Origin of the sequence: Paracoccus sulfuroxidans (assembly GCF_007830335.1) — a bacterium.
GTDB classification, from domain to species: Bacteria; Pseudomonadota; Alphaproteobacteria; order Rhodobacterales; family Rhodobacteraceae; genus Paracoccus; species Paracoccus sulfuroxidans.
This window is the reverse complement of sequence record NZ_VLKU01000006.1, coordinates 5,001-31,442: the sequence shown is the minus strand read 5'-3', so window position 1 is coordinate 31,442 and position 26,442 is coordinate 5,001. Positions and strand designations below refer to the sequence as shown.

The following is a 26,442-nucleotide window of genomic DNA, read 5'->3' as shown; positions in this document are numbered from 1 at the left end:
AGAGAGAGAAACCGCCAATGAACCGACCCCTGACGATTTCCCTGAAAACCGGAGTTTTCGCCTCCGTTCTGGCGCTGGCCGCCGGTGGCGCGCTGGCCGAGACGACCGTGACCGCGGTCATGCACTCGGACCTGCGGGTGCTGGACCCGATCATCACCACCGCCCATATCACCCGCGACCACGGCTATATGATCTATGACGTGCTGCTGGCCGAGGATGCGCAGTTCAACATCCAGCCGCAGATGGCCGAGGTCGCGGCCTCGGACGACGGGCTGACCTATACCTTCACCCTGCGCGAGGGGCTGAAGTTCCACGATGGCGCGCCCGTGACCGGCGAGGATGTGGTCGCCTCGCTGCAGCGTTGGGGCAAGCGCGACACCGGCGGCCAGATGATCATGGACGTCACCGAATCGATCGAGGCGCCGGACGAGAAAACCATCGTCTGGAAGCTGAAAGAGCCCTTCGGCCCCTTCCTTGCGACGGTCGGCAAACAGTCGGGCGTGCCGCCCTTCATCATGCCCAAGCGCATCGCCGAAACCCCCGCCGATCAGGCGATTCAGGAACATATCGGCTCGGGCCCGTTCAAATTCGTCCCCGAGGAGTTCCAGCCCGGCGTCGGCGTCACCTATACCAAGAACGAGGATTACGTGCCGCGCAGCGAACCCGCCTCGGGCTATGCGGGCGGCAAGGTCGTCAATGTCGACAAGGTCCAATGGGTCACCATGTCGGACAGCCAGACGGCGGTGAACGCGCTGCAATCGGGCGATATCGACCTGATCGAATCCATGCCGGTCGACCTGATCCCGCTGCTGGAGGGCGATGATACGGTCGTCGTCGAAAAGCGTGCCGAATACGGCTTCCAGACCATGGGCCGGATGAACTTCAAATATCCGCCCTTCGACAATCCGCAGATCCGCAAGGCGGCGCTGATGGCCATGTCGCAAGAACCGGTGCTGGCCGCGCTGACCGGCAGCCCCGAGTATTACAAGGTCTGCGGCGCGATTTTCGGTTGCGGCACGCCTTTCGAGAACACCACCGGAACCGAGACGCTGGTGGCCAAAGGCGACCCGGCCGGGGCCAAGAAGCTGCTGGAGGAGGCAGGCTATGACGGCACCCCCGTCGTGCTGATGCAGCCGACCGACGGCCCGACGCTGAAGGCCCAGCCGGTCGTCGCCGCCCAGCAGCTGCGCGATGCGGGCTTCACCGTCGACATGCAGCCGATGGACTGGCAGACGCTGGTCACCCGCCGCGCCTCGATGGACCCGCCGGCGCAGGGCGGCTGGAACATGTTCTTCACGAACTGGCAGATCTCGGAAATCGCCAGCCCGATCAACAACGTCATGCTGAACGGGCGCGGCGATCAGGCCTGGTTCGGCTGGCCGGACGACCCCGAGATGGAAAAACTGCGTCAGGAATTCATCGACGCCAAGACCCCGGAAGAACAGAAGGCCGTGACCGACAAGATCCAGGCCCATGCCATCGGCGTGGTGAACTATGTGCCGCTGGGGGAATACAACTTCCCGCAGGCGCGCCGCGCGGTCCTGACCGATATGGCGCCGACCGCCGTGCCGGTGTTCTGGGGCCTGAAGAAGACCGAGGAATGATCACCGCCTGACCCCTTCCGGCCCCGTTCATCACCGAACGGGGCCGGTTCGGACCCAGATCCCAGCCCTGACTGTTGCGGGCACTCCACCCCCCGCGCGCGCCCCTCATCCTCATTCATTCCAGATCAGCGGAGCCCTTCATGCTGACCTATATTCTCAAACGGATCCTGTCGGTCATTCCGGTCCTGTTCCTGGTATCCGTCTTTGTTTTCCTGATGTTGCGCCTGACGCCGGGCGACCCCGCCGCGATTCTGGCGGGCGACAACGCCACCCCCGAAACGCTGGAGCGCATCCGCGACGCGATGGGCCTGAACGAGCCGCTGCTGACCCAATATGTCAAATGGATCGGCGGCATCCTGCATGGAGACTTCGGCACCTCGCTGATTTCCAGCGTGCCGGTTTTGGACCTTGTGTCACAGCGCGTGGGCCCGTCGATCTCGCTGGCGGTGCTGACCATCATCATCGCCATCTGCGTGGCCATTCCAATGGGCGTCATCGCCGCTTGGAAGCACCGCACCTGGGTCGATTATCTGGTCATGTCATTCTCGGTGCTGGGCTTTTCGGTCCCGGTCTTCCTTGTGGGCTATGTGCTTCTGCTGATCTTCTCGGTCAAGCTGGGCTGGCTGCCGCCGCAGGGCTTCAAGCCGCTCAGCGCAGGCATCGCCCCGTTCATGGAGCGCGCGATCCTGCCCGCGCTGACGCTGGCCTCGATCTATATCGCGCTGATCGCGCGGATGACCCGCGCCGCCATGCTGGACGTTCTGAACGAGGATTACATCCGCACCGCCCGCGCCAAGGGCGTCGGTGACCGCAGGCTGCTGTTCGTCCACGCGCTGAAGAACGCCGCCGTGCCCATCGCGACCATCGTCGGCGCGGGGTTTGCGCTGCTGATCTCGGGCGTGGTGGTGACCGAGACGATCTTCAACATCCCCGGCATCGGGCGTCTGACCGTCGATGCGGTGCTGGCGCGCGACTATCCCGTCATTCAGGCGCTGATCCTGCTGACCGCGACCCTTTACGTCGCGGTCAACCTGTTGATCGACCTGTCCTATTCACTGTTTGACCCGAGGATCCGCTACTGATGAACACGTCTCGTTCCGCTGCGGACAAGCCTCTGACGCTGCGTCTGCTTTCCCAGATCTCGCCCTCGCACACCGGCTTCGGGCCGTTCATCGCCGCGATCATGCTGCTGGCGGTCGTGCTGGTGACGATCTTCTCGCCCTGGATCGCCACCCATGATCCCCTGGCCATGGACCCGCTGATGCGGCTGAAGCCGCCCTCCGAGGAGCATATCCTGGGCACCGACGGCTTTGGCCGCGACCTCTTTTCGCGCATGGTGCTGGGCGGGCGGATCTCGTTGCTGATCGGCCTTTGCGCGGCGGTGGTCGCGCTTGGCTTTGGCATCCTGATCGGTCTGGTTGCGGGCTATTTCCGCATTGCCGATGCGATCATCATGCGCGCCATGGATGCGCTGATGGCGATGCCCTCGATCCTGATCGCCATCGCGCTGGTGGCGCTGAACGGCCCCTCGATCGGGTCGGTCATCATGGCCATCACCATCCCCGAGGTGCCGCGCGTCGTGCGCCTTGTCCGCTCGGTCGTGCTGACCGCGCGCGAGGAACCCTATGTCGAGGCCGCACTCGCCCTTGGCTCATCGACGCCGAAGATCCTGTTCCAGCATCTTCTGCCCAACACCATGGCGCCGATGATCGTGCAGGGCACTTATATCGTCGCCTCGGCGATCCTGACCGAGGCGCTGCTCTCGTTCCTGGGCGCGGGCATTTCGACCGAGATCCCCACCTGGGGCAACATCATGGCCGAGGGCCGTCAATATTTCCGCATCAACCCCGGCATCATCCTGTGGCCCGGCCTGCTGCTGACGATCTGCGTGCTGTCGATCAACCTCATCGGGGATGCGGCGCGTGACGCCCTTGACCCGCGCATGAAGAAACGGGAGGCCTGAGATGGAGCTTCGTAACAAGGACTTCTCGGCCGAGCCCATCGTGCTGGAAATCAAGGATCTGGTGGTCGAGGTCGGCAGCAAATCCGTCCTGCCGCCGATCCTGAAGGGCATCAGCTTCGACATCCGCCACGGCGAAACCGTCTGTCTGGTGGGCGAAAGCGGCTCGGGCAAATCGGTCACCTCGCTCGCGACCATGGGGCTTCTGCCCAAGGACGCGCTGAAGGTCAGGGGCGGAGAGATCCGTCTGAAGGGCGAAAACCTTGTGACCCTGTCGCCCGGCCAGATGAAACAGCGCCGCGCGCGCGATCTGGCGATGATCTTTCAGGAACCGATGACCGCGCTGAACCCGGTGCTGAAGGTCGGCGCGCAGATCATGGAGGTGCTGGACCTGCACACGCGGCTGTCGGCCTCGGAAAAGCGGGCGAAGGTCATCGACATCATGGAGCAGGTGCACCTGCCCGATGTCGAGCGCATCTTCGAAAGCTACCCCCACCAGCTTTCGGGTGGCCAGCGCCAGCGCATCATGATCGCCATGGCGCTGATCCTTGAGCCTGCCCTGCTGATCGCGGATGAGCCGACGACCGCCCTTGATGTGACCACGCAGAAGCAGATCCTGTCGCTGATCGCCGAATTGCAGGAAAAGCACGGCACCGCCGTTCTGTTCATCACCCATGATATGGGCGTCGTGGCCGAGATCGCCGACCGCGTCTGCGTCATGCGCCATGGCGAGATCCTTGAGACGGGGACCATCCGGCAGGTGCTGGAGGAACCGCGCCACGACTACACCAAGAAGCTGCTTTCGGCCGTGCCCAGCCTGATCCCGCGCGAACCCCGCCCCGACGCCGGTGCGACGCCGGTGCTGGTCACCAAGGATCTGGGCAAGACCTACCGCTCGGGCGGGTTTCTGGCGAAGAAATCCGAGGTGCGCGCCTCATATGGGGTGAATTTCGACCTGTCGCCGGGCCGGACGCTGGGGATCGTGGGCGAAAGCGGCTCGGGCAAGACGACCGTCGCGCGCTCGATCATGCGCCTGATCGAGCCGACCGAGGGGCAGATCCTGCTGGAAGGCGATGACATCGCGCATCTGTCGACCTCGGCCATGAAGCCCAAGCGCAAGAAGCTGCAGGTGGTGTTTCAAGACCCCTTCCGCTCGCTGAACCCGCGCTGGACGATTGCCCGTTCGCTGACCGAGGGGCCGCTGAACTATGGCGTGCCCTATGCCGAGGCGATTGCCGAGGCCAAGCGGCTGTTGCAGATCGTCTCGCTGCCCGAGGATGCGCTGAAGCGCTATCCGCACCAGTTCTCGGGTGGGCAGCGCCAGCGGATCGCGATTGCCCGCGCCGTCATGCTGCGCCCCGACGTGCTGGTCGCAGATGAGGCGGTGTCGGCGCTGGATGTCTCGGTTCAGGCGCAGGTGCTGGACCTCTTGGACGAACTGCAGCGCCAGACCGGCATCGCGATCATCTTCATCACCCATGACCTGCGCGTCGCCGCCCAGATCTGCGACGAGGTGCTGGTGATGAAGCGCGGCGAGGTGGTCGAACAGGGCCCCGCCGGGCAAGTTCTGCACGCCCCGCAGCACGAATACACCCGCGCGCTGATCAACGCGGCCCCGGGCCGTTTCTGGGATTTCGCGGCGCACAAGCCGCTGGTTGCCTGATTTGAGAGGAAAGACATGGCACTGATCAAATTCATCGAGGAGAACGCCCCGCAGATGCGCGCGGTGTTCGAAGACCTGCACGCCCATCCCGAGATCGGGTTCGAGGAAAAGCACGCTTCGGGCGTGGTCGAAAAGCTGCTGAACGAATGGGGCTTTGACGAGGTCCACACCGGCATCGCCGAAACCGGCGTCGTTGGCATCCTGCGCGGCAAGGGACAGGGCAACCGCCGCATCGGCCTGCGCGCCGATATGGACGCGCTGCCGATTCAGGAAATCTCGGGCCTGCCCTATACCTCGAAAAACCCCGACCGCATGCACGCCTGCGGCCATGACGGGCACACGACGATGCTGCTGGGCGCGGCGCAATATCTGGCCGAGACGCGGGATTTCGACGGCACCGCCGTTTTCATCTTCCAGCCCGCCGAAGAGGGTCTGGGCGGCGCGCGCCGGATGATCGCCGAGGGCCTTTTCGAGCGTCTCCCCGTCGATGAGGTCTACGGCATGCACAACGCCCCGTTTTCAGAACTGGGGACCGCGCGCATCCGCAAGGGCGCGATGATGGCCGGGGCCTCATTCTTCGACATTCACGTCAAGGGCAAGGGCAGCCATGCGGCGCAGCCGAACCAGTCGAAGGACGCGCTGGTCATCGGGGCCGAACTCGTGGGCCTCTTGCAGACGATCGTGTCGCGCAACATCGACCCGGTGAAGCCCTGCGTGCTGTCCTGTACCCAGTTCCACACCGGCTCGGCCTATAACATCGTGCCGGAAACCGCGACGATCACCGGCACCGTGCGCTATTTCGACCAGGAGGTCATGGATCTGGTCGCCAAGCGCATGCGCGAGCTCTGCGCCGGTCTGGCGCTGGCCCATGGCATCGAGATCGAGGTCGACATCCGCAACGTCTTCGACGTGCTGGTGAACGAGCCCGAGCTTTCGGACGCCTATCTGGCCGCCGCCGCCGATGTGCTGGGCGCCGAGAATGTCTCGGACGACGGCCCGCAGGTCATGGGGTCCGAGGATTTCGCCGACATGTCCGCCGCCGTTCCGGGGGCCTATATCAACGTGATGCATGGCGGTCAGGCCGCGCTGCACAACCCCGCCTTCGTGCTGGATCCCGCGATCCTGCCGATTGGATCCTCCATCTATGCCCGTCTTGTCGAACACCGCATGCCGCTGAGCAAGGAAGCCGCCTGAAATGTCATTTCTCGACCTGAAATTCGACAATGAGGACATGATCCGCCGTCTTCGGCCCTGGATCGAGACCGAAAGCCCCACTTTCGACGCCGCCGCTTTGGCCCGCGTCGTCGATGTGGTGGCCTATGACTGCGCCGCTGCGGGCGCCTCGCTTGAGGTTATTCCGGGCCGCATGGGCCTTGGCCCCTCGCTGCGCGTCAAGTTCCCGCACCCCGATCAGGGCAAGCCGGGCATTCTGGTCTCGGGCCATCTGGACACGGTGCATCCGGTCGGCACGCTGAGCCAGAACCCCTGGCGGCGCGAGGACGGAAAGCTGTACGGTCCCGGCATTCAGGACATGAAGGGCGGCAATTTCGTGGCGCTGGAGGCCATGCGCCAGATCATGCGCGCAGGCATCGTCACGCCCCTGCCCGTCACCTTCCTGCTGACCCCGGATGAGGAAATCGGCACCCCCGCGACGCGCGACCTGATCGAGCAGGAAGCGCTGATGAACCGGTATGTCGTCGTGCCCGAACCTGCGCATAAGGACCATTCCTGCGTCATCGGCCGCTTCGCCATCGCCCGCTTCAACCTGGAAACCCGCGGCGTGCCCTCGCATGCGGGCTGGGCGCTGAAAGAGGGCCGCTCGGCCATCGCCATGATGGCCCGCAAGATCCCCGAGATCGAGGCGATGACCACCGAAGACTGCACCTTCTCGGTCGGCGTGATCCATGCCGGGCAATGGGTGAACTGCGTGTCCTCCTCGTGCTTTGCCGAGGTGCTGTCGATGGCCAAGACCGACGAGGATCTGGAGCGCGGCGTCAAGGCCATGCTGGATCTGGGCGAAACCGCGAATGACGTCGAATTCATCGTCACGCGCGGCGTCACCCGCCCGGTCTGGAAGCCCGGCCAGCCGCAGGATCTGGCGCTGTTCGATGTGGCCGCCAATGTCGCCAAGCGCATCGGGTTCGAGCTGAAGCACGAACCCTCGGGCGGCGGCTCGGACGGCAACTTCACCGGCGCTCTGGGCATCCCGACCATCGACTCGACCGGCGTGCGCGGGGCGGGGCTGCACACCCTCAACGAACATATCCTTGAGGAAAGCCTTGTCGAGCGCGCGAAATTCCATGCCGGCATGTTCATGGAATTCAACTGATCCAAACCGGCCCCGCCGTCACAGGCGGGGCCACCCCCCTGCGGTTTGACCGCAAGGAACGAGGTGTCCGCGCCCCGCGCCCATGCCATCCCTGATCCCGTCAGATGTCAGGGATCACGCCATGGACCACAGCAGCCAATTTTCCGCAGACCGCTTTCAGGCGATGGACTGGCAGGGTTTTCAGCAGGAACTGGACAGTCGCGGCTGGGCCCGCCTGCCTTCTGTCCTCAGCCCCGCTGAATGCCGCGATCTGGCCGCCCTTTATCCGCAGGAACAGCATTTCCGCAGCCATATCCACATGGCGAAACACGGCTTCGGCAAGGGCGAGTACCGCTATTTCCGCTATCCGCTGCCGCCGCTGGTGCAAGAGCTGCGTCAGGCGCTCTACCCCCGGCTGGTACTGGTCGCGAATGGCTGGAACCAGCGGATGGGCCTTGATCTGCGCTATCCGCCCGCGCATCAGACCTATCTGGACAGCTGCCACGCCGCCGGGCAGCAGCGCCCGACGCCGCTGCTGTTGCAATACGTGCCCGGCGATTTCAACTGCCTGCATCAGGACCTTTACGGCGACCTATCCTTCCCCCTGCAGGTGGCGTTCCTGCTGTCAGAACCGGGCCGCGACTTCACCGGGGGTGAGTTCGTGCTGACCGAGCAGCGCCCGCGCATGCAAAGCCGGGTCGAGGTCGTGCCGCTGCAGCAAGGCGATGCCGTGGCCTTCGCCGTCCACCACCGCCCCGTGCAGGGCACGCGCGGCACCTATCGCGTGAACATGCGCCACGGAGTCAGCAGCCTGCGCAGCGGCCTGCGGCACACGCTGGGCATCATCTTTCACGACGCCGCTTAGGTCTCAGCGCAGCGCTCGGGCCACGCGCAGCGCGGTGAAGAGACCCAGCACCGGCGCAATCGCAAAGACCACGAACAGCCACAGCGAGGCCGCACTGGTCCCGGTGAACCCGCCGGGATCGGTCAGCCCGCCCATATTCGCCACCATCCCGGCCAGCGCCGCACCAACGGCGGTGGCAAACAGCTGCACCGTGGTGATCGAGGCCGAGGCCAGCACCTGCTCATCCGCGGGCGCGACCTGCAGGACCTGCGTCAGCAGATGCGGCCAGCCGCTGCCGACCCCCAGACCGACCAGCGACAGCGCGACGGAAATCGAGGCGATGGCGACAAAGCCCCCGGTGCTGCCGGGCGGCACAAGGATCGCGAGCCCCACCATGCCGGCAATCGCCAGAAGCGGTGCGGCCAGAATGATGCGCGGCACCGCCGCCCCACGCGCGCCCGAACAAGCGATCGAGCCCACGCTCCACGCCCCGCCCATGATCGCCGCCAGATAGCCCGCCACCAGCGGCGACTGGCCGTGCAGCACCTGCAGGAACAGGGGCACGAAAATCTCGCTTGAGGTGACGGTGATCGACAGGAACGACATGGTGGCAAAGACAAGGCCAAGCTGGGTCTTCAGCGACAGCGAGCCGCGCGGGAACAGCCGCACCTCGGCCCGCCGCTCGGCCATGACCAGCGCGGCCATCAGCAGCAGCGAAATGACCATGCCCGACAGGTTCACCGCCAGACTGCTGCTGGCGCTGGCGACCGAGACGGTCAGCACGATCACGCACAAGAGCGCCAGCTGGAAGGCAGGCAGGCGGCCGGGGCGGTCGTCCGGCGTCTCGGCCGGGTTTTCGGCAGGCAGCACCATGAAGGCCAGAACGGCGAACAGGATCACGGCGGGGATGACGCTGCCGAAGGCCCAGCGCCACGCATCCAGGTCGGCGAAGATGCCGCCCAGCGCCGGGCCGATCAGCGTGGCCACGCCCCACATGCCCGACACCAACCCCATCGCCCGGGGCCACAGCGCAGGCGGAAAGACGATGCGGATCATTGCATAGGTCAGCGCCAGCAAGACGCCTCCGCCCGCGCCCTGCACCAGCCGCCCGCCCAGCATGACCGGCATGCTGGGGGCCAGCGCGCAGATCAGCGTGCCGAAGCCGAACAGCGCCGCCGCCATGACATAGGCGCGGCGCGGACCAGCCCGGCGCAGCAGACGCGAGGCCAGCGACGCCCCGACAATCGAGGCGATGACGAACAGCGTCGTGTTCCACGCATAATAGTCCAACCCGCCGATGTCGCGCACGACCGAGGGCAGGATCGTCGTCACCAGATAGACGTTGATCGCATGCAGCGCGACGCCTCCGGCCAGTGCCAGCGAGCGAATGCCATCTTTGCCCGAGAGCAGCGCCCCCCAGCCCGGAGTTTTGTCAGTCATCGAAGCTCTCACAGATCATGCGCGGCCCCAGAAGTGGTCGGCCCTGCCCCCAAGGGGACAGGGCTGGCTTAGGAGCGGTCAGTCCGCTTGGCAAGCGGGCATTGCCCTCAGGCGGCCTGCTGCAGGCGCGATCCGGCCGTCTCGGCCAGAAGCTCCAGCACCTCGACCGTGCGCTCCCATCCCAGACATCCGTCGGTGATGCTTTGGCCATAGGTCAGCGGCTGGCCCGGCACCTGATCCTGACGTCCGCCGACCAGATGGCTTTCCAGCATGACGCCCCGGATGCGGGTTTCGCCCTCGCGGATGCGCGCGGCGATATCGGCGATGACCTCGGGTTGACGCTCGGGGTCCTTGCCGCTGTTGGCGTGGCTGGCGTCAACCACGATGCCCGGATCGATCCCGTCCTTTGCGGCCGAAGCCGCCAGCTGGTCGATATGAGCGGGGCTGAAATTCGGCCCCTTGTTGCCGCCCCGCAGGACGACGTGGCAATCGGGGTTGCCGGTGGTGGTCGCAATCGCCGCGCGCCCCTCGGCGGTGATGGCCGGGAAGGAATGCGACGAGCGGGCCGAGCGGATTGCATCCAGCGCCACCTGCACGCCGCCATCGGTGCCGTTCTTGAAGCCCACCGGGCAGGACAGCCCCGAGGCCAACTGCCGGTGGATCTGACTTTCCGTGGTGCGCGCGCCAATGGCGCCCCAGGCGATCAGGTCAGCGAAGTACTGCGGCATGATCGGGTCAAGGAATTCGGTCGCGGCGGGCAGGCCAAGCTGGTTGATCTGCAACAGCAAGCGGCGGGCCAGCGGCAGCCCTTCCTCGATCCGGCCCGAGCCGTCCAGATGCGGGTCGTTGATCAACCCCTTCCAGCCGACCGTGGTGCGCGGCTTTTCGAAATAGACGCGCATGACGATCTCCAGCCGGTCGGCCAGACGCTGGCGCAGCTCGGTCAGGCGTTGGGCGTATTCCAGCGCCGATTTCGGATCGTGGATCGAACAGGGGCCGACGACGACCAGCAGGCGATCGTCGCGCCCGGCCAGAATGTCGCGCACCGCCTGGCGGCAATCGGTCACTGTCTGCGATATCGCGTCATCGCGCGGGATCTCTCGGGCCAGATCCGCCGGGGCGGGCAGCGGGCGCAGCTCGGCGATGCGAAGGTTGTCAGTCTGAATGGGGGCCATGGGTCATACTCTCTGAGGTTTCTGAGGTCGGACCGGGGGGCATCTGACAAAAAAGCCGCCGGTCAGACCAGCGGCTGTTTGGATCGGGTGTTTCGCGCCTATCGAGCTTACACAGCAATCCGCATCCGCTGGGGACAGCGGAACCAATAAAACGATGCGGTGTAGGTGGCGATATGCGACATGCCCCAGAACATAGGCACTTGAAACGCCGCTGTCATCCCCTTTTTGCGGCTGAGGCCGTCAGAGTTCGGGCGCGTCGAAAAACCGGGCGTCGGCCTGCCACGGGCGGGGCGGCCATTTCCCCGGATCGGGCTCGGGGCTTTGGCCGGGGCGGAAGGCGTCAAAGCGCGGCTGATGCCCTTTTTCCAGCACCCATTGGGCCAAAGCATAGCCGGTGCCTGCGGGCCAGCATTTGACCTCGGCCGGGGACTGCCAGCGATATTCCACCAGCTCGGGCGACAGCGTCACCTCGCCATCGGCGCGGACGTGATAGGCGATCAGCACCTGATTCATCCGCAGGAACTCCCACGCGCCCATCGGCCGCAGGGCCATAGCGCGCAGGCCGGTTTCCTCGAACACCTCGCGGCAGATCCCCTCTTCGGGCGATTCGCCTGCCTCCATGAAGCCGGTGATCAGGCCGAACATGCCTTCGACCCACAGCGCATTGCGGGCCAGCAGCACCTGTCCCTGATCGTTTTCGATCACCGCGGCCAGCACGGGCGTGGGGTTGTTCCAATGGGTCCAGCCGCAGGCCGGGCAGCGCAGCCGCTCTTTCGGGCCGCCGTCCTCGTCAATCGAGATCCGCTCAAGCGAAGTCGCGCAATTGGTGCAAAACCGGGTTTCCTGCGGCGCGGTCATCTGGGCCTCATCCTTGGTCGATGCCTTGATCCGTGCAGGCTTAGCAGGCCGCGATGCAGCGCACCACCCGCGACGAAACCGCATCGGTCAAAGGATGCCCAGCAGCGCCTGCGCCGCCCGCGTGCTGTGGCGTTGCGGATGGGTCAGCACGGTAAAGCTGCGCAAGGGCGGCGGTGCCCAGTCGACCTGGCGCGCATGGACGCCGCGCCAGCGGTTCGCCATCCGCTGCGAGACCATGCTGACCATATCCCCAGCCAGAACGGCGCTGAGCACCGCCTCGTTCGAGGGCATTTCCATGGCGATGCGCAGATCGGCCACGGTCAGATCCATCTGCCCCAGATGCGCCTCGAAGGCCGAGCGGGTGCCCGAGCCGGGTTCGCGCAGCACCCAGTCAAGCGCCGTATACTCGCGCGCCGACAGGGGGCGGCTGGCCAGCGGATGCCCCTCGGCCATGACAAGGACCATCTCATCCTGCGCCACGACCCGGCGCAGAAGCTGGGTCTGCGCAATCTGGCCCTCGACCAGCCCCAGATCGGCCTCTCCGGCCAGAACAGCCTGCGCGACCTCGGCGGTATTGCCGAAATGCAGCAGGACCTCGACCCCGGGATGGGTCTGCCGAAAGCCCGCCAGACGCTGCGGCAGCCAATAGCTGGCGACGGTCTGGCTGGCGTGGATGCGCAGCGTGCCCCGCGTTTCGCGCGACAGATCCTGCAAGACGATGCGGGCGGTTTCGGCCTCGGACAGGACCGCGCGGGCGACGGGCACGAAAGCCTCACCCTCGGCCGTCAGGCGGATGCCGCGGCCCATGCGGTCGAAAAGCTGGACGCCATGCTGCGCCTCAAGCGCCGCAATCGCAGCCGAGACCGCCGATTGCGTCAGGTTCAGCATGCCCGCCGCCCGCGTCATATGCGACTGCCCGGCCACGGCCAGAAAGATGCGAAGCTGCTCCAGCGTCACGATTCATCAATCCAATCGATCAATCAAACAAGAATAACTCGTTTTACTGTTGATAGCCCGAGGGTGCAAAGAAGATAAATCCAGATTCGAAGGCCCAGACAGATGAACCATTCCCTTTCCACCCCGACCTCCGCGCCAGCGCCCCTGCCCCGCCAAAAACAGATCGCCCCGCTGCTGCCGGGACTGTTGCTGACAACGGGCATCGCGGTGCTGGCCTTTGTGGTCCAGCGCGGATCGGGTCTGGCGGCGCTGAGCCCGCTGGTCGTGGCGATGGTGATGGGGCTGGTCCTGCGCAACACGCTGGGCGCGGTTCCGGGCACGGCACCGGGCGTCGCCTTCTCGCTGCGCCGGATCCTGCGCTTTGCGATCATCCTGCTGGGGTTCCAGATCACGCTGGGCGATCTGGCCGACATCGGCCCGGGCGCGCTGGCGGCGGTGGTGCTGACGCTGCTGTCGACCTTTGTCTTCACCAAGCTGGCCGGGCGTGCGCTTGGCGTCGACCGGAAGCTGAGCGAGCTGATCGCCGCTGGCACCTCGGTCTGCGGCGCCTCGGCGGTCGTCGCCTGCAATGCGGTGACGCAGGGGCAGGATGAGGACGTGGCCTATGCCATCGCCTGCGTCACCGTCTTTGGCTCTATCGCGATGCTGGGCTATCCGCTGCTGGCGGGGCCGCTGGGCCTGTCGCCACAGAGCTTCGGCCTGTGGGCCGGCGGCACGATCCATGAGGTCGCACAGGTGGTCGCCGCCGCCTTCACCCAAGGCGAGTTGGCCGGCCAAAGCGGCACCATCGCCAAGCTTTCGCGCGTGATGATGCTGGCACCCCTGATCATCGGGCTGGGCGTCATGGCCTCGCGCCGGGCGCAGGGCGACGGGCGCAAATCCGAGGCCCGCGCGCCCCTGCCGTGGTTCGTCTTCGGCTTCATCGCGGTGGTCGTGCTGAACTCGGTCATCGAGATCCCCCCGGCCACGCATGGGCAGATCGTCACGGCGACCTCATTCCTGCTGACCATCGCGCTGGCCGCCATGGGGCTGGAGACGGACGTCCACAAGCTGCGCCGCAAGGGCCTGCGCCCGCTGCTTCTGGGCGCGCTGGCCACGGCGTTCATCGCCGTGACCGGGCTGGGGCTGATCCTTCTGCTGGCCTGAGCCCCTCAGGGCAGGAACAGCACCAGCGCATAGACCGCGAACAGCATCAGGTGCATCAGCCCCTGTATGGGCGAGGTTCGCTGCCCCAGAAAGCTCAGCATGCTCAAGAGGACCGTCATCACCAGCAATGAGACATCCAGCCAGGCAAGCCCCAGCACCACCTGCTTGCCGGTGATCAGCCCGATCACCAGCAGCGCAGGCACCATCAGCCCCACGGTCGACACGAATGCGCCAAGGCAGAGGTTCACCACCCGCTGCATCTCATTGCCCAGCGCCGCGCGGATCGCGGTGATCGATTCCGGGGTGAAGACGATGATCGCGATCAGCACGCCACCCACCGCGACCGGCGCGCCCGCCATGCTGACCCCCATGTCGATCAGCACCGCCATGTCATGCGCCAGCAGCACGATCGGCAGGATCAGCGCGATCAGCAGGACCGAGCGCACGACGCAGGCACGCCCGTCAATGGCCGCGCGCGGAACGCTGTCCTGCGACTGGCCTGCGGGAACAGTCATCTGGCCCGGCATGGGCTGGACGAAGAAGCGGCGATAGCCCCGCATCTGCATCGCCAGAAACGCCGCATAAAGCAGGATCGTCAGCGCCGCGATTACCACCGCCTGCACCGGCAGGAAGCTGCCCGTGCCGCTCAGCAGGTTCGGCACCACCAGCGCCGTCCCGGTCAGAAGCGCGATCATCGACAGATAGCTGACCGCGCCTTGCGCGTTATACTCCTGCTCACCATGGCGAAGCCCGCCCAGCAGCAGGCACAGCCCGGTGACAAGGTTCATGATGATCATCATGACCGCAAAGATGGAATCGCGCCCGATGGTCGCGGTCTCGCCCGGTCCCAGCATAACGGCCGAGATCAGGATGACCTCGATGGCCACGACCGAGATCGTCAGGATCAGCGTCCCGTAGGGCTCGCCCAGTTGATGGGCCAGATGGTCGGCCTCGGCCACCACGCCGAACGAGGCGTAAAGGATGGTCGCGAACAGCACGACAAAGCAGGTCACCGCCACGCCGGTCGGAACGGGCGCGGCCAGCCAGCCGTGACCAAAGATCAGAAAGGCCGCAACGACGCCCCAGGACAGCAGAAGGCGCAGGATGGTCGAAGGCGGGATCAGTGAGGGCAGCGGGGCCCGGATGGTGGTCGACAACAGATAGCTCCTCATGTGAGGGGCCGTCCCCGGATGAGTCTGCCAAGCGGGTCGTCCCACCGGAGGTCGTCGGCCAGCCGACGCGTCATGACCTGCATCTAGCATCGGCATCACGCAAAGTCGAAGGGGCGCGCGTGCCCGGCTTGGCTTTGAGCAGGAAATGTGGCCCGGGGGCAACCACCCCTCTGCGGATCTTTGCCGGGACACGGTGCCCCGATGGAACCGCGCGGGCCGCCGTGCATTCCCCAACGGCAGCTTTCGGGAAAGGATGGACCATGACGGCAGAAGGTCAGGGCAGGATCCGCGTCGGTATCGGCGGCTGGACCTATGAGCCGTGGCGCGGCAGCTTTTACCCCGCCGAGCTTCCCCAGAAGCGAGAGCTTGAATATGCCAGCCATCTGCTGACCACCATCGAGGTCAACGGCACCTATTACCGCACGCAGACGCCCGACAGCTTCGCCCGCTGGCATGACGAAACGCCCGAGGATTTTGTCCTGTCGCTGAAGGCTCCGCGCTTTGCCACCAACCGCAAGGTCCTGCGCGAGGCGGGCGAATCGATCCAGCGTTTCCTCGATTCCGGCCTCCAGCGGCTGGGCCGCAAGCTGGGGCCGATCAACTGGCAGTTCATGGCGACGAAGAAGTTCGACCCCGAGGATTTTCAGGGCTTCCTGCAACTGCTGCCCCCCGATCTGGGCGGGCTACCCCTGCGCCATGCGGTCGAGGTGCGGCATGAAAGCTTCCGCACCTCCGAATTCATCGACATGGCCCGTGATCGCGGGGTGGCCATCGTGCTGTCTGCGGATGGCGAGTTTCCGCAATTCGCCGATCAGACGGCCGATTTCACCTATGCCCGCATCATGGGTACGAAGCCCGATCACGCGGCCGGATACGCGCCGGACGCGCTGGATCTGTGGACCGGGCGGGCGCAGACATGGGCCGCAGGCGGCTTGCCCAAGGGGCTGGAATATGTCGCGGCCCCTGCGACACAGACCCCGGCGCGCGACGTGTTTCTGTATGTCATCAGCGGCCACAAGGTCAGCAACCCCACCGCCGCGACCGAGATCCTGCGCCGCCTGAACCGCGACCCCTAGGATTTGACCGCAAGCAGCGGAGTGAGCGGGGTTCCCCCGGGGGCTAGAGTCAGGGCATAACCATTCATCAGGACCATCGTCATGCAGATGCTCATGCCCACCACCGAACTTGATCCGCGCTGGCAGCAGGTGCTGCGGCGCGACGCCTCGGCCGACGGCGATTTCGTCTATGCCGTCCGCACGACCGGGGTCTATTGCCGCCCCTCCTGCCCCTCGCGCACGGCCAAGCCGAAGAACGTCCGCTTCTTCGCCACCCCCGATGAGGCCGAGGCCGCCGGATTTCGCCCCTGCCTGCGCTGCCACCCGCGCGGCCAATCCCCGGCGCAGGCCAATGCCGCGCTGGTGGCCGAGGCCTGCCGCCTGATCGAGGCCAGCGACGAGCCGCCGCAGCTCGACGCGCTGGCCGCCCGGATCGGGATGAGCCCCTATCACTTCCACCGCCAGTTCAAGGCCATCACCGGACTGACGCCGAAAGCCTGGGCGCAGGCCAACCGCGCCCGCAAGCTGCGCGACGGGCTGGCCGAGGGGCGCGGCAGCGTCACCACCGCCATCATGGATGCGGGTTTCAACTCCTCCAGCCGCTTCTATGCGAACTCCGACCAGATGCTGGGGATGACGCCCACGGCCTATCGCGCGGGCGGCAAGGACAGTGTGATCCGCTTTGCCGTGGCGCAGGGCTCGCTGGGCGCGATTCTGGTCGCGGAAAGCGACCGGGGCATCTGCGCGATTGCCCTGGGCGACGACCCCGAGCCTCTGGTGCGCGATCTGCAGGACCGCTTTCCGAACGCCAGCCTGATCGGCGGCGATGCCGCTTTCGAGCAGCGTGTGGCGCAGGTCGTGGGCTTTGTCGAGGCTCCGGCCATCGGGTTGGACCTGCCGCTGGATATTCGCGGAACGGCCTTTCAGGAACGCGTCTGGCAGGCCCTGCGCGAGATCCCGGCAGGCCAGACAGCCAGCTATTCCGACATCGCGCGCCAGATCGGCCACGAGAAATCGGTGCGCGCGGTGGCGCAGGCCTGCGCCTCGAACAAGATCGCGGTGGCCATTCCCTGCCACCGGGTCGTGCGCCATGACGGCGGGCTGTCCGGCTATCGCTGGGGGGTCGAGCGCAAGCGCGCGCTGCTGGAACGCGAGGCGAGCGTTTAGGTCCAGTTGCCGCCAATCCATAAGACCTGATGCGATCCGCCTTGACCCGGGCGGGTCGCGCGCATGTCCTTGCAGGCAGGAAGACTTCCGAAAGGACCTGCGATGACAGCCCCCCGGAAAGGGTTCGACCAGCTTGCCATCCTGATGCTGGCCTTGTTCTGGGGATTGAACTGGCCTGCCGTGCGGGCGGCGCTGTTTGACCTGCCACCCTGGACCCTGCGCGCCATCGGCATGGGCGCGGGGGCGCTGTTCTTGCTGATCGTCGCCCTGATCCAGGGCCAGAGGCTGTGGCTGAAGCGCGGCGAATGGCTGCCCATTCTGGGCGCGGGCTTCCTGACGATCACGCTTTTCAACCTGCTTCTGGCCTTTGCCCAGCTGGCCGCACCGACGACGCGGGCGGTGATCGTGACCTTCACCCTGCCCGTCTGGACGGTGATCTTTGCCCGCCTGTTTCTGGGCGAGCGGCTGGACCGCCGACGCCAGATCGGGCTGGCCTTCGGCGTCGCCGGGCTGATCTGTCTGGGCTGGCCGCTGATCCTTGCGGGCACATTCTCCTACGGGTTGGTGCTGGCGCTGATCGCGGGGATGAGCTGGGCGCTTGGCACCATCGTCATCAAGCGCTTCCCGGTCAGCGTGCCGCCGATCTCGGCCGCCGCATGGCAGCTGGCAGCGGGCTCATTCGTCGCGGCCATCGGAATGGCACTGTTCGAGCCTCAGGTGCTGCGGGACGGGCTGGACTGGCAGGGGTTCCAGACCCGAACATGGATCGCACTTTTCCATCATGTTGTTTTCTCTCAGGCGTTCGCCTACCTGATCTGGTATAACCTGTTGGGCCGCCTGCCTGCGGGCACGGTCAGTCTTTCGACGCTGCTGGTCCCGGCCATCGGGGTCATCAGCTCGGTCCTGCTGCTGGGAGAGCGGCCCACGGCAACCGATTTCGCCGGGCTGATCCTGATGACGCTGGCCGCCTGTGCGGTCATGCTGCCGATGGGCAAGGCTCGAAGTCCGGAACCGGCAGCAGCCAGCGGCGCGACCGGCTAGGCGCCGGGGTGAACAAAGCCCAGAACGTGCCCCGTCGCGTCCACCCGGCACAGATGCGGGCGGTTGCCGTCCCGCGCCTCGATGGTCGCAATGCCGTCGGTTTCCGAGATCCAGCGGGACGTCACCTCGGCCACCGGACGGCGGATATGGGCGGCAATCTGGGCGCTGCAGGCGGCCTGTTGCCGCAACCGCAGATCATCGGGGGAGGTCACCGCCCCCTCGGTCGGCACGCAGGCGGCCAGAGGCATCGCCACGGACAAGGCAAGCAAGAAGGTTCGCGCATCATCGGCACTCCGCAAACTGGCTGTCGAGGGCAGCCTAGCATCGGGATGCCGCCAAAGTCATCCCGGGCCCTCGGCGACCAGCGGAAACCGACCGTCCCGGCGTCGGATCTCAGGATTTCCGGGGCATCTCGGCCACCGGCTTGCCCGAGGCATGCCAGTCCTTGAAACCGCCCCGCATCGAGCGCGCCTCCAGCCCCATCTCTTGCGCCAGCTTCGCCGCCAGAAGCGAGCGCCAGCCCGAGGCGCAATAGAAGACATAGGTCTTCCCCTCGGCAAAACGGGGCTTGTGATAGGGGCTTTCCGGGTCGATCCAGAATTCCAGCATGCCGCGCGGGGCGTGGAAGGCGCCGGGGACCATGCCCTCACGCTCCAACTCTCGCGGGTCGCGAATGTCGACCATCACGAGGCCGTCGTCGCCCAGACGCGCGGCCATTTCCTCGGTGGTGACGGATTGGACCTGGGCGTCGGCCTCGTCCAGCATTTCCTTGTAACCGCGTGCCATGCCATTGCCTCCCAGCAGGTAGCGGGGCCGATTGCCCCCATGCGCGACTATCGCACCCCCGGGGCGCTTGCCCAAGGGCCATCAGGCCAGCGGCAGGACCAGCCCGACCTCAAGCCCCGGGGTCAGGTGGCTGAACTCGACGCGCCCGGCCATGCGCTCCATCGCCGCCGAGGCGATGGCAAGGCCCAGCCCGCTGCCGCCCGCGACCGCCTGAGGGCCGCGATAGAAGCGCTCGGTAATCCGGTCGCGCTCTTCGGGCGCGATGCCCGGCCCCTGATCGCGGACCGACAGCCGCAACATGCCGCCCGATTGCGCGCTGTCGACCGTGACCACGCCCCCTGCGGGCGAGGCGAGAACCGCGTTTTCGACCACATTGCGCAGGGCAGCATACAGCAGCAACCGGTTGGCGCGCACCCGCAGATCGGCGGGGATGCGAAGGTCCAGCGTCACTTTACGCGCAGCGGCCAGCGCGGCCAGTTCCTCGCACACCTCTTCTGCAAGATCTTGCGGCGAAAGGGGTGCGATTTCGGCCTGATCGCCTTCGACGGTGGCCAGTTCCAGAAGCTGCCGCGCCATCCGGTCGGTACGGTCGACCGAGGCGATCATGCTTTGCAGCGCGCGGTCGCGGGTCGCGGCATCGGGCGCCATGCGGGCAATCTGCGCCTGCGTGCGCAGCCCGGCCAGCGGGGTCTTCAACTCATGCGCGGCGAAGGCGGTAAAGTCACGCTCGGCATGGCGGGCGCGTTCGACGGCGGCGAAAAGCTGGTTCAGCGCGTGGCGCACCGGGCGAATTTCACGCGGCGCGGGACCCTCGGGCAGCGGCCCCAGATCATGCGAGGAACGGCCGCTCAGCGCAGTTTCCAGCCGGGCCAGAGGGGCCAGCCCCCGGCTGACGCTGATCCAGATCATCAGCGCCAGAAGCGGCACGATCATCAGCGCGGGCTTCAAAAGCCCCTTCACCACGTCAAAGACCAGCCGGTCGCGGACCAGCATGCGGTCACCCACCATGACCCAGACGCCCAGTTCCTGATTGTGGACGGAATAGACACGCCACTCCTCGCCCTCGATCAGGTTGGTCGAGAAGCCTTCCTCATGTGTCATCTGCTCATCCGGCGCGCCCGAGGAGGCGCTGACCAGATCGCCATGCAGCGACCAGATCTGGCAGAAGAGCTGGCGCGAATAGTCGGGCGCATCGGGGGACCATGGCCGCAATTCCTCGACCGCGCCGACCGCGATCCGCCGATCCGAGATCAGCGAGCTGACCATATTGGCGGCCTCGGCCAGACGGGCGTCCAACACCCGCTCGACCTCGGTCCGGGTCGAGCGGTCGATCCAGAACAGCGCCGACAGCCAGATCGCCCCGGTGGCGAGGATCAGGATCAGAAAGAGGCGCAGCTTGATCGACATGGGGTCAGCCCTCCGTCAGCCGATAGCCCAGACCGCGCACCGTCAGGATGAAGTCGCGGCCCAGCTTCGCGCGCAGGTGATGGATATGCACCTCGACCGTGTTGCTTTCGACATCCTCTTGCCAGCCGTAAAGCCGTTCCTCCAGCTGGGCCTTCGACATGATCCGGCCGGGGTTTTCAGCCAGCGCCTGCAGGATGGTGAATTCGCGCCGGGAAAAGCGCAACTCGCGCCCTTCCAGCCGCCCCTTCTGCGTGGCGGGGTCAAGGCAAAGCCCGTTCCATTCGATGACCGCCGAGGCGCGGCCTTCATGCCGGCGCAGCATGGCGCGCAGCCGGGCGGCCAGTTCCTCAAGGTCGAAAGGCTTGCCCAGATAGTCGTCAGCGCCCGCATCCAGCCCGGTCACGCGGTCGCGCACCCGGTCGCGCGCGGTCAGCAGCAGGACCGGCAGCCGGGAGCCCGCCTGCCGCAGCTCTGCCAGCAGATCGAGGCCCGAGCCGTCGGGCAGCATGATGTCCAGCACGATCCCGGCAAAGCCCCCCGCCGCCAGCGCCGCACGGGCATCGGCCAGCGTGCCCACGGCATCGGCGGTGAAGCCCGAGAGGCCAAGGCCCACCGAAAGCCCGTCGGCCAGCACCGGGTCGTCTTCGACAATCAGCAGGCGCATCGCAGTCTTCCGATCCGGCGCGGGCGTTTACGAGGTGGTTTCGCGCGCGCGCTGCACCAGCTCGCGCATGTCGCTGAGGCTGTATTCGCCGAACGCCCCCTCATCCCCCGCGATGAAGGTGGGGGTGCCGACCAGCCCCATGTGATCGGCCAGCATATGGCTGGAGTTGATGTGCTTGTCGACCTCGGGCGCGGCCATGTCGCGTTCCAGCTGTGCGATGTCCAGACCCACCTCGCGCGCGGCGCGCAGCGCGGCGGCCTCGGTCACGCGGCCACGGGTGCGGAACATGGCGGTGTGCAGCTGCCAGTATTTCCTCTGCTTCAGCGAGGCGAGCGAAAGCCGCGCCGCATAGTCGGAATCGTCCCCGAAGACGGGCCATTCGCGGAACACCACGCGCAGCTGTTTGTCCGACTGGATCAGCTGGTGCAGCGGCTCGACCATCTTGCGGCAGAAGGGGCAGTTGTAGTCAAAGAATTCCGTCAGGGTCACATCGCCGTTCGGATTGCCCAGAACCGGGGCGGTCGGGTCACGCTCCAGCGCCTTGCGCAGCTCGGCTGGCATGGGGTTGCTGCCTGCCTCTTGCGCCTGCGCGAACTGCCCCAGCGTCGGCAGTGCCAGCAGGGCGGCGCCTGCACGGATAAAGGTCCGACGTTGCATCATCTGTTCCTCCTAGGCGGCCATGTGGCCGCGTGAGTTCGAATTTGCTCGTCCCTGCAGGTCAAACCTTAAGGGTGGCTTAAGCCGATGCTGTGCCGAAGAAGGCGCCGCGATGCAAATCGCAATCCGTTGCGCAGCCCCGCCTTTGCGCCTTGCCCCATCCGGCATTTTCTTGCCTGTGCCGCGCCCATCTGTCACCACTTCCCTGGTAAAAGTGACGAGGGTGCAATGGGCAACGAGTTTCGGGTGAACACCTACCAGAGCAACTGGCAGAGTGATCCGGCCATCACGGCTTTGAATGATGGCGGTTTCGTGATCGCCTGGGAAAGCTACTTCAACAATTATGATGATAACGGCGTCGTCACGACCTATGTCGCGATGCAGCGCTATTCAGCCTCGGGGGTCCGGCTGGGGACCGAGACGATCATCAGCGCTGCGGACGGAGCCTCCTCGCGCGCGATCAGCCTGTCGACGCTGGCGGATGGCGGCTTTGCGGCCAGCTGGACAAGGCCCCAATCCACGGATGGGTTGTCCCATTCGAGCATCAAGCTGACCGCTTTGATCTGCAAGTAGTACTCTTTCGGCATTTCCCGTGGACAAAGCCACGAGTGTACTGCGCCGATAAATTTAAATTTTTGCAGTTTCCACACATCGAAAAAGATGGTGCATTTTGCCTTTACCCACCGGGGACAGAGCACAGCCCTGTGAACCCCAAAGGGCTAATATGGGATGCGATCAAAGAAGCTACTCGATTGATCGTCGCTTCATACAACGACGCGTTTCTCAGTGACTTCGCGGACGAGTTCGATTCCTATTGGAGCAAAACGGAGGGAGGAAAGAACATCGTCAGCCTGCTTTCCCCTGGGGGTGTCTCTCGCAAGGTTTCCCTGTGGTGCAGCACGGTTCATTACTATTTAGGGGATGACGACGCAGCTCTGGAGAATTGGCTTCGCAACCGCTTTCCGGGGAACAAGGAGGACTTCAGGTTCACCACCGCATCGCACATCGTGCTAAAAAGACCCATTCTGCCTTCGGAATATCCGAAGTCTGGCGCGGCAGTGCTACGCTTTCTGCGAGAGTTGGCCCCCGAATCCATAGAACAACTGGAAGATGCGGCCGAAGCTGCAGACGACAAGTTCACCGTTTCCTTCGAGGGGTGTACGGATGACGGGCCAGTGCTTTTCGCCATTGAGGTTATGCCTCCCAATAAACGTGGTATGAAGGCTGGGCGAAGGCCAAACATGGTGCAGAAGGGCTTTCGGCCTGGAAAGGTGCCGACGCATATCCGAATGCAGCGGCTGTTCGGAGGGAACAAGGTCGAGCGCCATGAGGTTGTGCGCGCGGACCCATCGTGGATACATGGACGTGATACCCCTACAGTTGCCCCATTGTTTGACAAGCGTGTTCTGATGGTCGGCGCGGGGTCGTTGGGAAGCGAGGCTGCTTTGCTTCTGGCCAAGACTGGAGTTGGCTCAATCACACTGGTCGATCCGGAAGTTCTGGACTATCCCAATGTCGGTCGTCATGTGCTGGGGGTCGCGGAGGTCCGCACGTATAAAGCCAAATCACTTGCAGAAGAGTTGGCTCGCAGGTTCCCACATATGCGCTCGATCAAGTATTTTAACGAGGACTGGCAAACGCTCTATGGCAAAGATCCAGAGGTTTTCCACAACACCGATTTGATTGTGTCTACGGTGGGTAGTTGGGAGGCTGAAGGCAGGCTTAACCAATTGGCTAGGAACGAACCAGACTTTCCCCCTGTGATCTATGGGTGGGCAGAGCCTTTTTCTGTCGCAGGACACGCCGCGTTGATCGGCTCCGACGGCCCGTGTTTTGCCTGCGGGATGGACCATTTCGGAAGCACCCTACGAGCAATTTGCGAGTGGGATACCAAGACGACCCGCAAACAACCTCATTGTGGGGCCAGTTTCCAACCATACGGGCCGGTATCATTGTCAGGCGTAGCAGCTTTGGTGGCCAAGACCACAACCAAAGCACTGCTTGGTGAGATGACCCCTGGAACCGAGGCCGTTTACTGGGCTTCTAAGGACGAAATTGTCGAGCAAGGTGGACGTTTTACCCGGGAATTTCTAAATTTCTTTCCGGATGTTCCTGAATTTGGCGGAACGAGGCAACTCGAGTGGAGGCGAAAGGGAGATTGTGCTTTTTGCGGGGGAGGATGAGCATTCTCTACCCCATTGGAGAAAGTGGACAATTTCTGACCTTAGAACAGAATGTTCTCGATCACTTTGTTAAATGGCGACAGCTGGACCTGAAAATGCCTGAAGCAGGTGGGCAGCTATTTGGTGCGGTCGAAGGTCAACGCGTCAAAGTCAAGCTTGCAACAGGTCCGAGGCGTTCCGACCGACGAGGACGCTTCTTTTTTATCGCGGACCGTCTTGCGGAACGTCTGGAGATCAGCGCGCTGCACAAGTCGGGGCTGCATTATCTCGGAGATTGGCACACTCACCCACAATACGTTCCCATCCCTTCTGGAACTGACCTTTCATCAATGGCTGACTTGTTCGCGCGATCAAAGCATGATTTGAATGCATTCTTAATGGTGATCGTCGGCACTGCAGAGTTTCCCGAGGGGTTGCATGTGTCACTTCATGAGGCCAACGCATGGTCTGCCTTGAATGTAGAGCGCGAAACCTAGCACTCCACCCGCCTTTGGAGTGCAGCGAAGGTCCGGTCTGGCAGACCGCTACGCAGCATTTTGAGGCCAGGTTGAGTGACCGCAATGGGCCGTTCCGGGTGATGTGTTACGCTACCCGTGGCCGAAGATGAAGCCGACTTCTCACAACGGTCCAATCTAGACCTTCGAACAGCGCCTCAAATTGGGCACGATTGAGTTCAACGGTACCATCGCGCATGCGCGGCCACACGAAGCCCGCGCCTTCGATCCGTTTGTAGATGAGGACAAGGCCCGTCCCATCCCACAACACAATTTTCAGCCTATCAGACCTCTTTGCGCGAAAGATAAATAGAGCTCCGGAAAACGGATCAAGATCAAACTCCGATTGAACGAGCGCCGCCAAGCCGTCCATGCCTTTTCTGAAATCGACTGGATCAGTTGCGACATAAATCTTGAGATTGTGTGATGGTGCGATCATCCTTCACGCTCCATGAGCTCAAGCAGAACAGCAAAACGTTCAACAGGATAGTTGACGGGAAATCTGAGCTCACATCGGCTTGTCCGCAAAACAATCTCCTCGAGGCTCATGCTCGGACCTGCCAGATCCTCCGGTACCTGCGCTTCCGTCAGCTTGACCTCCGCAAAGAGTGCTTTCGGCTTGGCGATGAACGGCTCTGAGCCCAATTGCCAGCGTGAGAGCTGCAAGGGTGAGATATCGCATGTCTTACAAACTTCGGCAGCAGACAGATCACCGGCTTTTAACTTCTCCAGCAAGTAAGTTTTCAGGCGAGGCGGCCAAATCCGTCGACCGTCGAAGGTGACGGGCACTTCGAAGCCGAAGATTTCGAGTGAGGTATCGGTAGATTGGAAAGTTTCGTATCGGCTCATGGCTGCCCCTCATTTGAAGGTAGCCTATCAGCGGAGCTCTTCTGGCTTCAGCCCCGACTTAGGGGGTCATATGCACCGCTTACTGTTGTTCGGCGTCCGAATGCAAAAAGCGCCCTGAGGGGCGCTGTGCATGCCTTTGATTTATTTGATATTTTTGGTTGCGGGGGCAGGATTTGAACCTGCGACCTTCAGGTTATGAGCCTGACGAGCTACCGGGCTGCTCTACCCCGCGCCATTTGCGCAGATCGGTTGAGATGAGCGCGTTGTTTTTGATCGTTCGAGAGATCTGTTTCTTTCCAGGTCTGGCGGTGACCTACTCTCCCACGTCTTAGGACGCAGTACCATTGGCGCAACGGCGCTTAACGGCCGAGTTCGGGATGGGATCGGGTGTTTCGCTCGTGCTGTAGCCACCAGACCGGGAAAGAAACAGATCAGCGTTGTCCTCTTGCGAGGATTGGTTGTCCAAGGATGCTTTTGGAAGAAGATCTGCCTTCTTCCGGATCAAATCAAGCCAATCGAGCCATTAGTACCGGTCAACTGAACACATTGCTGCGCTTACATCTCCGGCCTATCGACGTGGTGGTCTTCCACGGCTCTCAAGGGATACCTTGTTTTGAGGGGGGCTTCACGCTTAGATGCCTTCAGCGTTTATCCTGTCCGTTCATAGCTACCCAGCACTGCCGTTGGCACGACAACTGGTCCACCAGTGGAACGTTCACCCCGGTCCTCTCGTACTAGGGGCAACTCCTCTCAAGTATCCTACACCCACGGCAGATAGGGACCGAACTGTCTCACGACGTTCTAAACCCAGCTCACGTACCTCTTTAAACGGCGAACAGCCGTACCCTTGGGACCTGCTCCAGCCCCAGGATGAGATGAGCCGACATCGAGGTGCCAAACGATGCCGTCGATATGGACTCTTGGGCATCATCAGCCTGTTATCCCCAGCGTACCTTTTATCCGTTGAGCGATGGCCCTTCCACTCGGGACCACCGGATCACTATGGCCGACT

Annotated in this window: 26 protein-coding genes, 1 tRNA gene and 2 rRNA genes (1 of these 29 cut by a window edge); 14 read left to right on the top strand and 15 right to left on the bottom strand. The window is 64.2% G+C overall.

The window, feature by feature from the left end:
- Window positions 1–17 precede the first annotated feature (17 nt).
- The 7 genes from IQ24_RS10510 (at window position 18) to IQ24_RS10480 (ending at window position 8,400) form a co-directional block, all read left to right on the top strand.
- Entirely contained in the window at window positions 18–1,604 is a 1,587-nt protein-coding gene (locus tag IQ24_RS10510) for an ABC transporter substrate-binding protein (protein WP_145397918.1), read from the top strand.
- Between the two features lie 140 nt (window positions 1,605–1,744).
- On the top strand, window positions 1,745–2,686 hold the full coding sequence (locus IQ24_RS10505) for an ABC transporter permease (protein WP_145397917.1): 942 nt from the start codon (window positions 1,745–1,747) through the stop codon (window positions 2,684–2,686).
- Window positions 2,686–3,567: an ABC transporter permease gene (locus IQ24_RS10500; RefSeq protein WP_145397916.1), complete on the top strand. Its 882-nt coding sequence runs from the start codon at window positions 2,686–2,688 to the stop codon at window positions 3,565–3,567. Before IQ24_RS10505 ends, IQ24_RS10500 begins: the two co-directional genes overlap by 1 nt.
- A gap of 1 nt (window position 3,568) precedes the next feature.
- Window positions 3,569–5,227 carry an ABC transporter ATP-binding protein gene (locus tag IQ24_RS10495; protein WP_145397915.1) on the top strand — a complete coding sequence of 553 codons (1,659 nt, stop codon included), beginning with the start codon at window positions 3,569–3,571 and terminating at the stop codon, window positions 5,225–5,227.
- 15 nt (window positions 5,228–5,242) lie between these two features.
- Window positions 5,243–6,421, top strand: coding sequence for a M20 aminoacylase family protein (locus IQ24_RS10490; protein ID WP_145397914.1), 1,179 nt, complete (start codon window positions 5,243–5,245; stop codon window positions 6,419–6,421).
- 1 nt (window position 6,422) lies between these two features.
- Entirely contained in the window at window positions 6,423–7,556 is a 1,134-nt protein-coding gene (locus IQ24_RS10485) for a M20/M25/M40 family metallo-hydrolase (RefSeq protein WP_145397913.1), read from the top strand.
- A gap of 121 nt (window positions 7,557–7,677) precedes the next feature.
- Window positions 7,678–8,400, top strand: a complete 723-nt coding sequence (locus tag IQ24_RS10480; protein WP_145397912.1) for a 2OG-Fe(II) oxygenase — start codon at window positions 7,678–7,680, stop codon at window positions 8,398–8,400.
- A gap of 3 nt (window positions 8,401–8,403) precedes the next feature.
- On the opposite strand, the gene IQ24_RS10475 is transcribed toward IQ24_RS10480, so the two are convergent.
- The 4 genes from IQ24_RS10475 to IQ24_RS10460 all read right to left on the bottom strand — a co-directional run bounded on the left by IQ24_RS10475 (window position 8,404) and on the right by IQ24_RS10460 (window position 12,809).
- Complete coding sequence (locus IQ24_RS10475) at window positions 8,404–9,819, bottom strand: MFS transporter (RefSeq protein ID WP_145397911.1); 1,416 nt, start codon at window positions 9,817–9,819, stop codon at window positions 8,404–8,406.
- Between the two features lie 107 nt (window positions 9,820–9,926).
- Window positions 9,927–10,994, bottom strand: coding sequence for a 3-deoxy-7-phosphoheptulonate synthase (locus IQ24_RS10470; protein ID WP_145397910.1), 1,068 nt, complete (start codon window positions 10,992–10,994; stop codon window positions 9,927–9,929).
- Between the two features lie 240 nt (window positions 10,995–11,234).
- On the bottom strand, window positions 11,235–11,852 hold the full coding sequence (locus tag IQ24_RS10465; RefSeq protein WP_145397909.1) for an NUDIX hydrolase: 618 nt from the start codon (window positions 11,850–11,852) through the stop codon (window positions 11,235–11,237).
- Between the two features lie 87 nt (window positions 11,853–11,939).
- Window positions 11,940–12,809: a LysR family transcriptional regulator gene (locus IQ24_RS10460; protein ID WP_145397908.1), complete on the bottom strand. Its 870-nt coding sequence runs from the start codon at window positions 12,807–12,809 to the stop codon at window positions 11,940–11,942.
- A gap of 102 nt (window positions 12,810–12,911) precedes the next feature.
- Here IQ24_RS10460 and IQ24_RS10455 point away from each other — a divergent pair, with 102 nt between their 5' ends.
- Entirely contained in the window at window positions 12,912–13,955 is a 1,044-nt protein-coding gene (locus IQ24_RS10455; protein ID WP_145397907.1) for a YeiH family protein, read from the top strand.
- Window positions 13,956–13,960: 5 nt separating this feature from the next.
- Here the strand turns inward: IQ24_RS10455 and IQ24_RS10450 are convergent, their stop codons facing one another.
- Window positions 13,961–15,112, bottom strand: coding sequence for a calcium:cation antiporter (locus IQ24_RS10450; RefSeq protein ID WP_199756542.1), 1,152 nt, complete (start codon window positions 15,110–15,112; stop codon window positions 13,961–13,963).
- Window positions 15,113–15,387: 275 nt separating this feature from the next.
- Here IQ24_RS10450 and IQ24_RS10445 point away from each other — a divergent pair, with 275 nt between their 5' ends.
- From IQ24_RS10445 to IQ24_RS10435, 3 genes are all read left to right on the top strand, one after another.
- Window positions 15,388–16,203, top strand: coding sequence for a DUF72 domain-containing protein (locus tag IQ24_RS10445; RefSeq protein ID WP_145397905.1), 816 nt, complete (start codon window positions 15,388–15,390; stop codon window positions 16,201–16,203).
- 81 nt (window positions 16,204–16,284) lie between these two features.
- Window positions 16,285–17,349 (top strand): bifunctional DNA-binding transcriptional regulator/O6-methylguanine-DNA methyltransferase Ada, encoded by a 1,065-nt coding sequence (gene ada / locus IQ24_RS10440; protein WP_145397904.1) that lies wholly within the window; start codon window positions 16,285–16,287, stop codon window positions 17,347–17,349.
- Window positions 17,350–17,451: 102 nt separating this feature from the next.
- Window positions 17,452–18,390, top strand: coding sequence for a DMT family transporter (locus IQ24_RS10435; protein WP_158637506.1), 939 nt, complete (start codon window positions 17,452–17,454; stop codon window positions 18,388–18,390).
- Here the strand turns inward: IQ24_RS10435 and IQ24_RS10430 are convergent.
- The 5 genes from IQ24_RS10430 to IQ24_RS10410 all read right to left on the bottom strand — a co-directional run bounded on the left by IQ24_RS10430 (window position 18,387) and on the right by IQ24_RS10410 (window position 21,904).
- Window positions 18,387–18,659, bottom strand: coding sequence for a hypothetical protein (locus IQ24_RS10430; RefSeq protein WP_145397902.1), 273 nt, complete (start codon window positions 18,657–18,659; stop codon window positions 18,387–18,389). The two genes, IQ24_RS10435 and IQ24_RS10430, sit on opposite strands and share 4 nt — an antisense overlap.
- A gap of 124 nt (window positions 18,660–18,783) precedes the next feature.
- Window positions 18,784–19,176, bottom strand: a complete 393-nt coding sequence (locus IQ24_RS10425) for a rhodanese-like domain-containing protein (protein ID WP_145397901.1) — start codon at window positions 19,174–19,176, stop codon at window positions 18,784–18,786.
- Window positions 19,177–19,257: 81 nt separating this feature from the next.
- Window positions 19,258–20,583: an ATP-binding protein gene (locus IQ24_RS10420; protein ID WP_145397900.1), complete on the bottom strand. Its 1,326-nt coding sequence runs from the start codon at window positions 20,581–20,583 to the stop codon at window positions 19,258–19,260.
- A gap of 4 nt (window positions 20,584–20,587) precedes the next feature.
- Window positions 20,588–21,247: a winged helix-turn-helix domain-containing protein gene (locus IQ24_RS10415; RefSeq protein ID WP_145397899.1), complete on the bottom strand. Its 660-nt coding sequence runs from the start codon at window positions 21,245–21,247 to the stop codon at window positions 20,588–20,590.
- 27 nt (window positions 21,248–21,274) lie between these two features.
- Entirely contained in the window at window positions 21,275–21,904 is a 630-nt protein-coding gene (locus IQ24_RS10410) for a DsbA family protein (RefSeq protein WP_145397898.1), read from the bottom strand.
- 228 nt (window positions 21,905–22,132) lie between these two features.
- On the opposite strand from IQ24_RS10410, the gene IQ24_RS10405 reads away from it, so the two are divergent.
- Genes IQ24_RS10405 through IQ24_RS10395 form a run of 3 tightly spaced genes read left to right on the top strand, consistent with a single transcriptional unit; the run spans window position 22,133 to window position 24,563 of the window.
- Entirely contained in the window at window positions 22,133–22,477 is a 345-nt protein-coding gene (locus tag IQ24_RS10405) for a hypothetical protein (RefSeq protein ID WP_145397897.1), read from the top strand.
- Complete coding sequence (locus IQ24_RS10400; protein WP_338419473.1) at window positions 22,405–24,087, top strand: ThiF family adenylyltransferase; 1,683 nt, start codon at window positions 22,405–22,407, stop codon at window positions 24,085–24,087. Before IQ24_RS10405 ends, IQ24_RS10400 begins: the two co-directional genes overlap by 73 nt.
- Window positions 24,084–24,563: a Mov34/MPN/PAD-1 family protein gene (locus IQ24_RS10395; RefSeq protein WP_145397895.1), complete on the top strand. Its 480-nt coding sequence runs from the start codon at window positions 24,084–24,086 to the stop codon at window positions 24,561–24,563. The genes IQ24_RS10400 and IQ24_RS10395 overlap by 4 nt, the downstream gene beginning before the upstream one ends.
- 106 nt (window positions 24,564–24,669) lie before the next feature.
- Here the strand turns inward: IQ24_RS10395 and tnpB are convergent, their stop codons facing one another.
- The 5 genes from tnpB to IQ24_RS10370 all read right to left on the bottom strand — a co-directional run.
- Window positions 24,670–25,020, bottom strand: a complete 351-nt coding sequence (gene tnpB / locus IQ24_RS10390) for an IS66 family insertion sequence element accessory protein TnpB (RefSeq protein WP_145397894.1) — start codon at window positions 25,018–25,020, stop codon at window positions 24,670–24,672.
- Window positions 25,017–25,430, bottom strand: coding sequence for a helix-turn-helix domain-containing protein (locus IQ24_RS10385; RefSeq protein WP_145397893.1), 414 nt, complete (start codon window positions 25,428–25,430; stop codon window positions 25,017–25,019). Before IQ24_RS10385 ends, tnpB begins: the two co-directional genes overlap by 4 nt.
- Window positions 25,431–25,585: 155 nt before the next feature.
- Window positions 25,586–25,662 (bottom strand) — tRNA-Met (locus IQ24_RS10380).
- A gap of 68 nt (window positions 25,663–25,730) precedes the next feature.
- Window positions 25,731–25,845, bottom strand: a 5S ribosomal RNA gene (rrf, locus tag IQ24_RS10375).
- A gap of 87 nt (window positions 25,846–25,932) precedes the next feature.
- Window positions 25,933–26,442: ribosomal RNA gene (locus IQ24_RS10370) — 23S ribosomal RNA — on the bottom strand; it runs 2,324 nt beyond the window's last position.

Bases quoted from the DNA above. Each gene is read 5' to 3' on its own strand.
- IQ24_RS10510 (WP_145397918.1), top strand. From the start codon at position 18: ATGAACCGACCCCTGACGATTTCCCTGAAAACCGGAGTTTTCGCCTCC.
- IQ24_RS10505 (WP_145397917.1), top strand. From the start codon at position 1,745: ATGCTGACCTATATTCTCAAACGGATCCTGTCGGTCATTCCGGTCCTG.
- IQ24_RS10500 (WP_145397916.1), top strand. From the start codon at position 2,686: ATGAACACGTCTCGTTCCGCTGCGGACAAGCCTCTGACGCTGCGTCTG.
- IQ24_RS10495 (WP_145397915.1), top strand. From the start codon at position 3,569: ATGGAGCTTCGTAACAAGGACTTCTCGGCCGAGCCCATCGTGCTGGAA.
- IQ24_RS10490 (WP_145397914.1), top strand. From the start codon at position 5,243: ATGGCACTGATCAAATTCATCGAGGAGAACGCCCCGCAGATGCGCGCG.
- IQ24_RS10485 (WP_145397913.1), top strand. From the start codon at position 6,423: ATGTCATTTCTCGACCTGAAATTCGACAATGAGGACATGATCCGCCGT.
- IQ24_RS10480 (WP_145397912.1), top strand. From the start codon at position 7,678: ATGGACCACAGCAGCCAATTTTCCGCAGACCGCTTTCAGGCGATGGAC.
- IQ24_RS10475 (WP_145397911.1), bottom strand. From the start codon at position 9,819: ATGACTGACAAAACTCCGGGCTGGGGGGCGCTGCTCTCGGGCAAAGAT.
- IQ24_RS10470 (WP_145397910.1), bottom strand. From the start codon at position 10,994: ATGGCCCCCATTCAGACTGACAACCTTCGCATCGCCGAGCTGCGCCCG.
- IQ24_RS10465 (WP_145397909.1), bottom strand. From the start codon at position 11,852: ATGACCGCGCCGCAGGAAACCCGGTTTTGCACCAATTGCGCGACTTCG.
- IQ24_RS10455 (WP_145397907.1), top strand. From the start codon at position 12,912: ATGAACCATTCCCTTTCCACCCCGACCTCCGCGCCAGCGCCCCTGCCC.
- IQ24_RS10445 (WP_145397905.1), top strand. From the start codon at position 15,388: ATGACGGCAGAAGGTCAGGGCAGGATCCGCGTCGGTATCGGCGGCTGG.
- ada (WP_145397904.1), top strand. From the start codon at position 16,285: ATGCAGATGCTCATGCCCACCACCGAACTTGATCCGCGCTGGCAGCAG.
- IQ24_RS10435 (WP_158637506.1), top strand. From the start codon at position 17,452: ATGACAGCCCCCCGGAAAGGGTTCGACCAGCTTGCCATCCTGATGCTG.
- IQ24_RS10425 (WP_145397901.1), bottom strand. From the start codon at position 19,176: ATGGCACGCGGTTACAAGGAAATGCTGGACGAGGCCGACGCCCAGGTC.
- IQ24_RS10420 (WP_145397900.1), bottom strand. From the start codon at position 20,583: ATGTCGATCAAGCTGCGCCTCTTTCTGATCCTGATCCTCGCCACCGGG.
- IQ24_RS10415 (WP_145397899.1), bottom strand. From the start codon at position 21,247: ATGCGCCTGCTGATTGTCGAAGACGACCCGGTGCTGGCCGACGGGCTT.
- IQ24_RS10410 (WP_145397898.1), bottom strand. From the start codon at position 21,904: ATGCAACGTCGGACCTTTATCCGTGCAGGCGCCGCCCTGCTGGCACTG.
- IQ24_RS10405 (WP_145397897.1), top strand. From the start codon at position 22,133: ATGGGCAACGAGTTTCGGGTGAACACCTACCAGAGCAACTGGCAGAGT.
- IQ24_RS10395 (WP_145397895.1), top strand. From the start codon at position 24,084: ATGAGCATTCTCTACCCCATTGGAGAAAGTGGACAATTTCTGACCTTA.
- tnpB (WP_145397894.1), bottom strand. From the start codon at position 25,020: ATGATCGCACCATCACACAATCTCAAGATTTATGTCGCAACTGATCCA.
- IQ24_RS10385 (WP_145397893.1), bottom strand. From the start codon at position 25,430: ATGAGCCGATACGAAACTTTCCAATCTACCGATACCTCACTCGAAATC.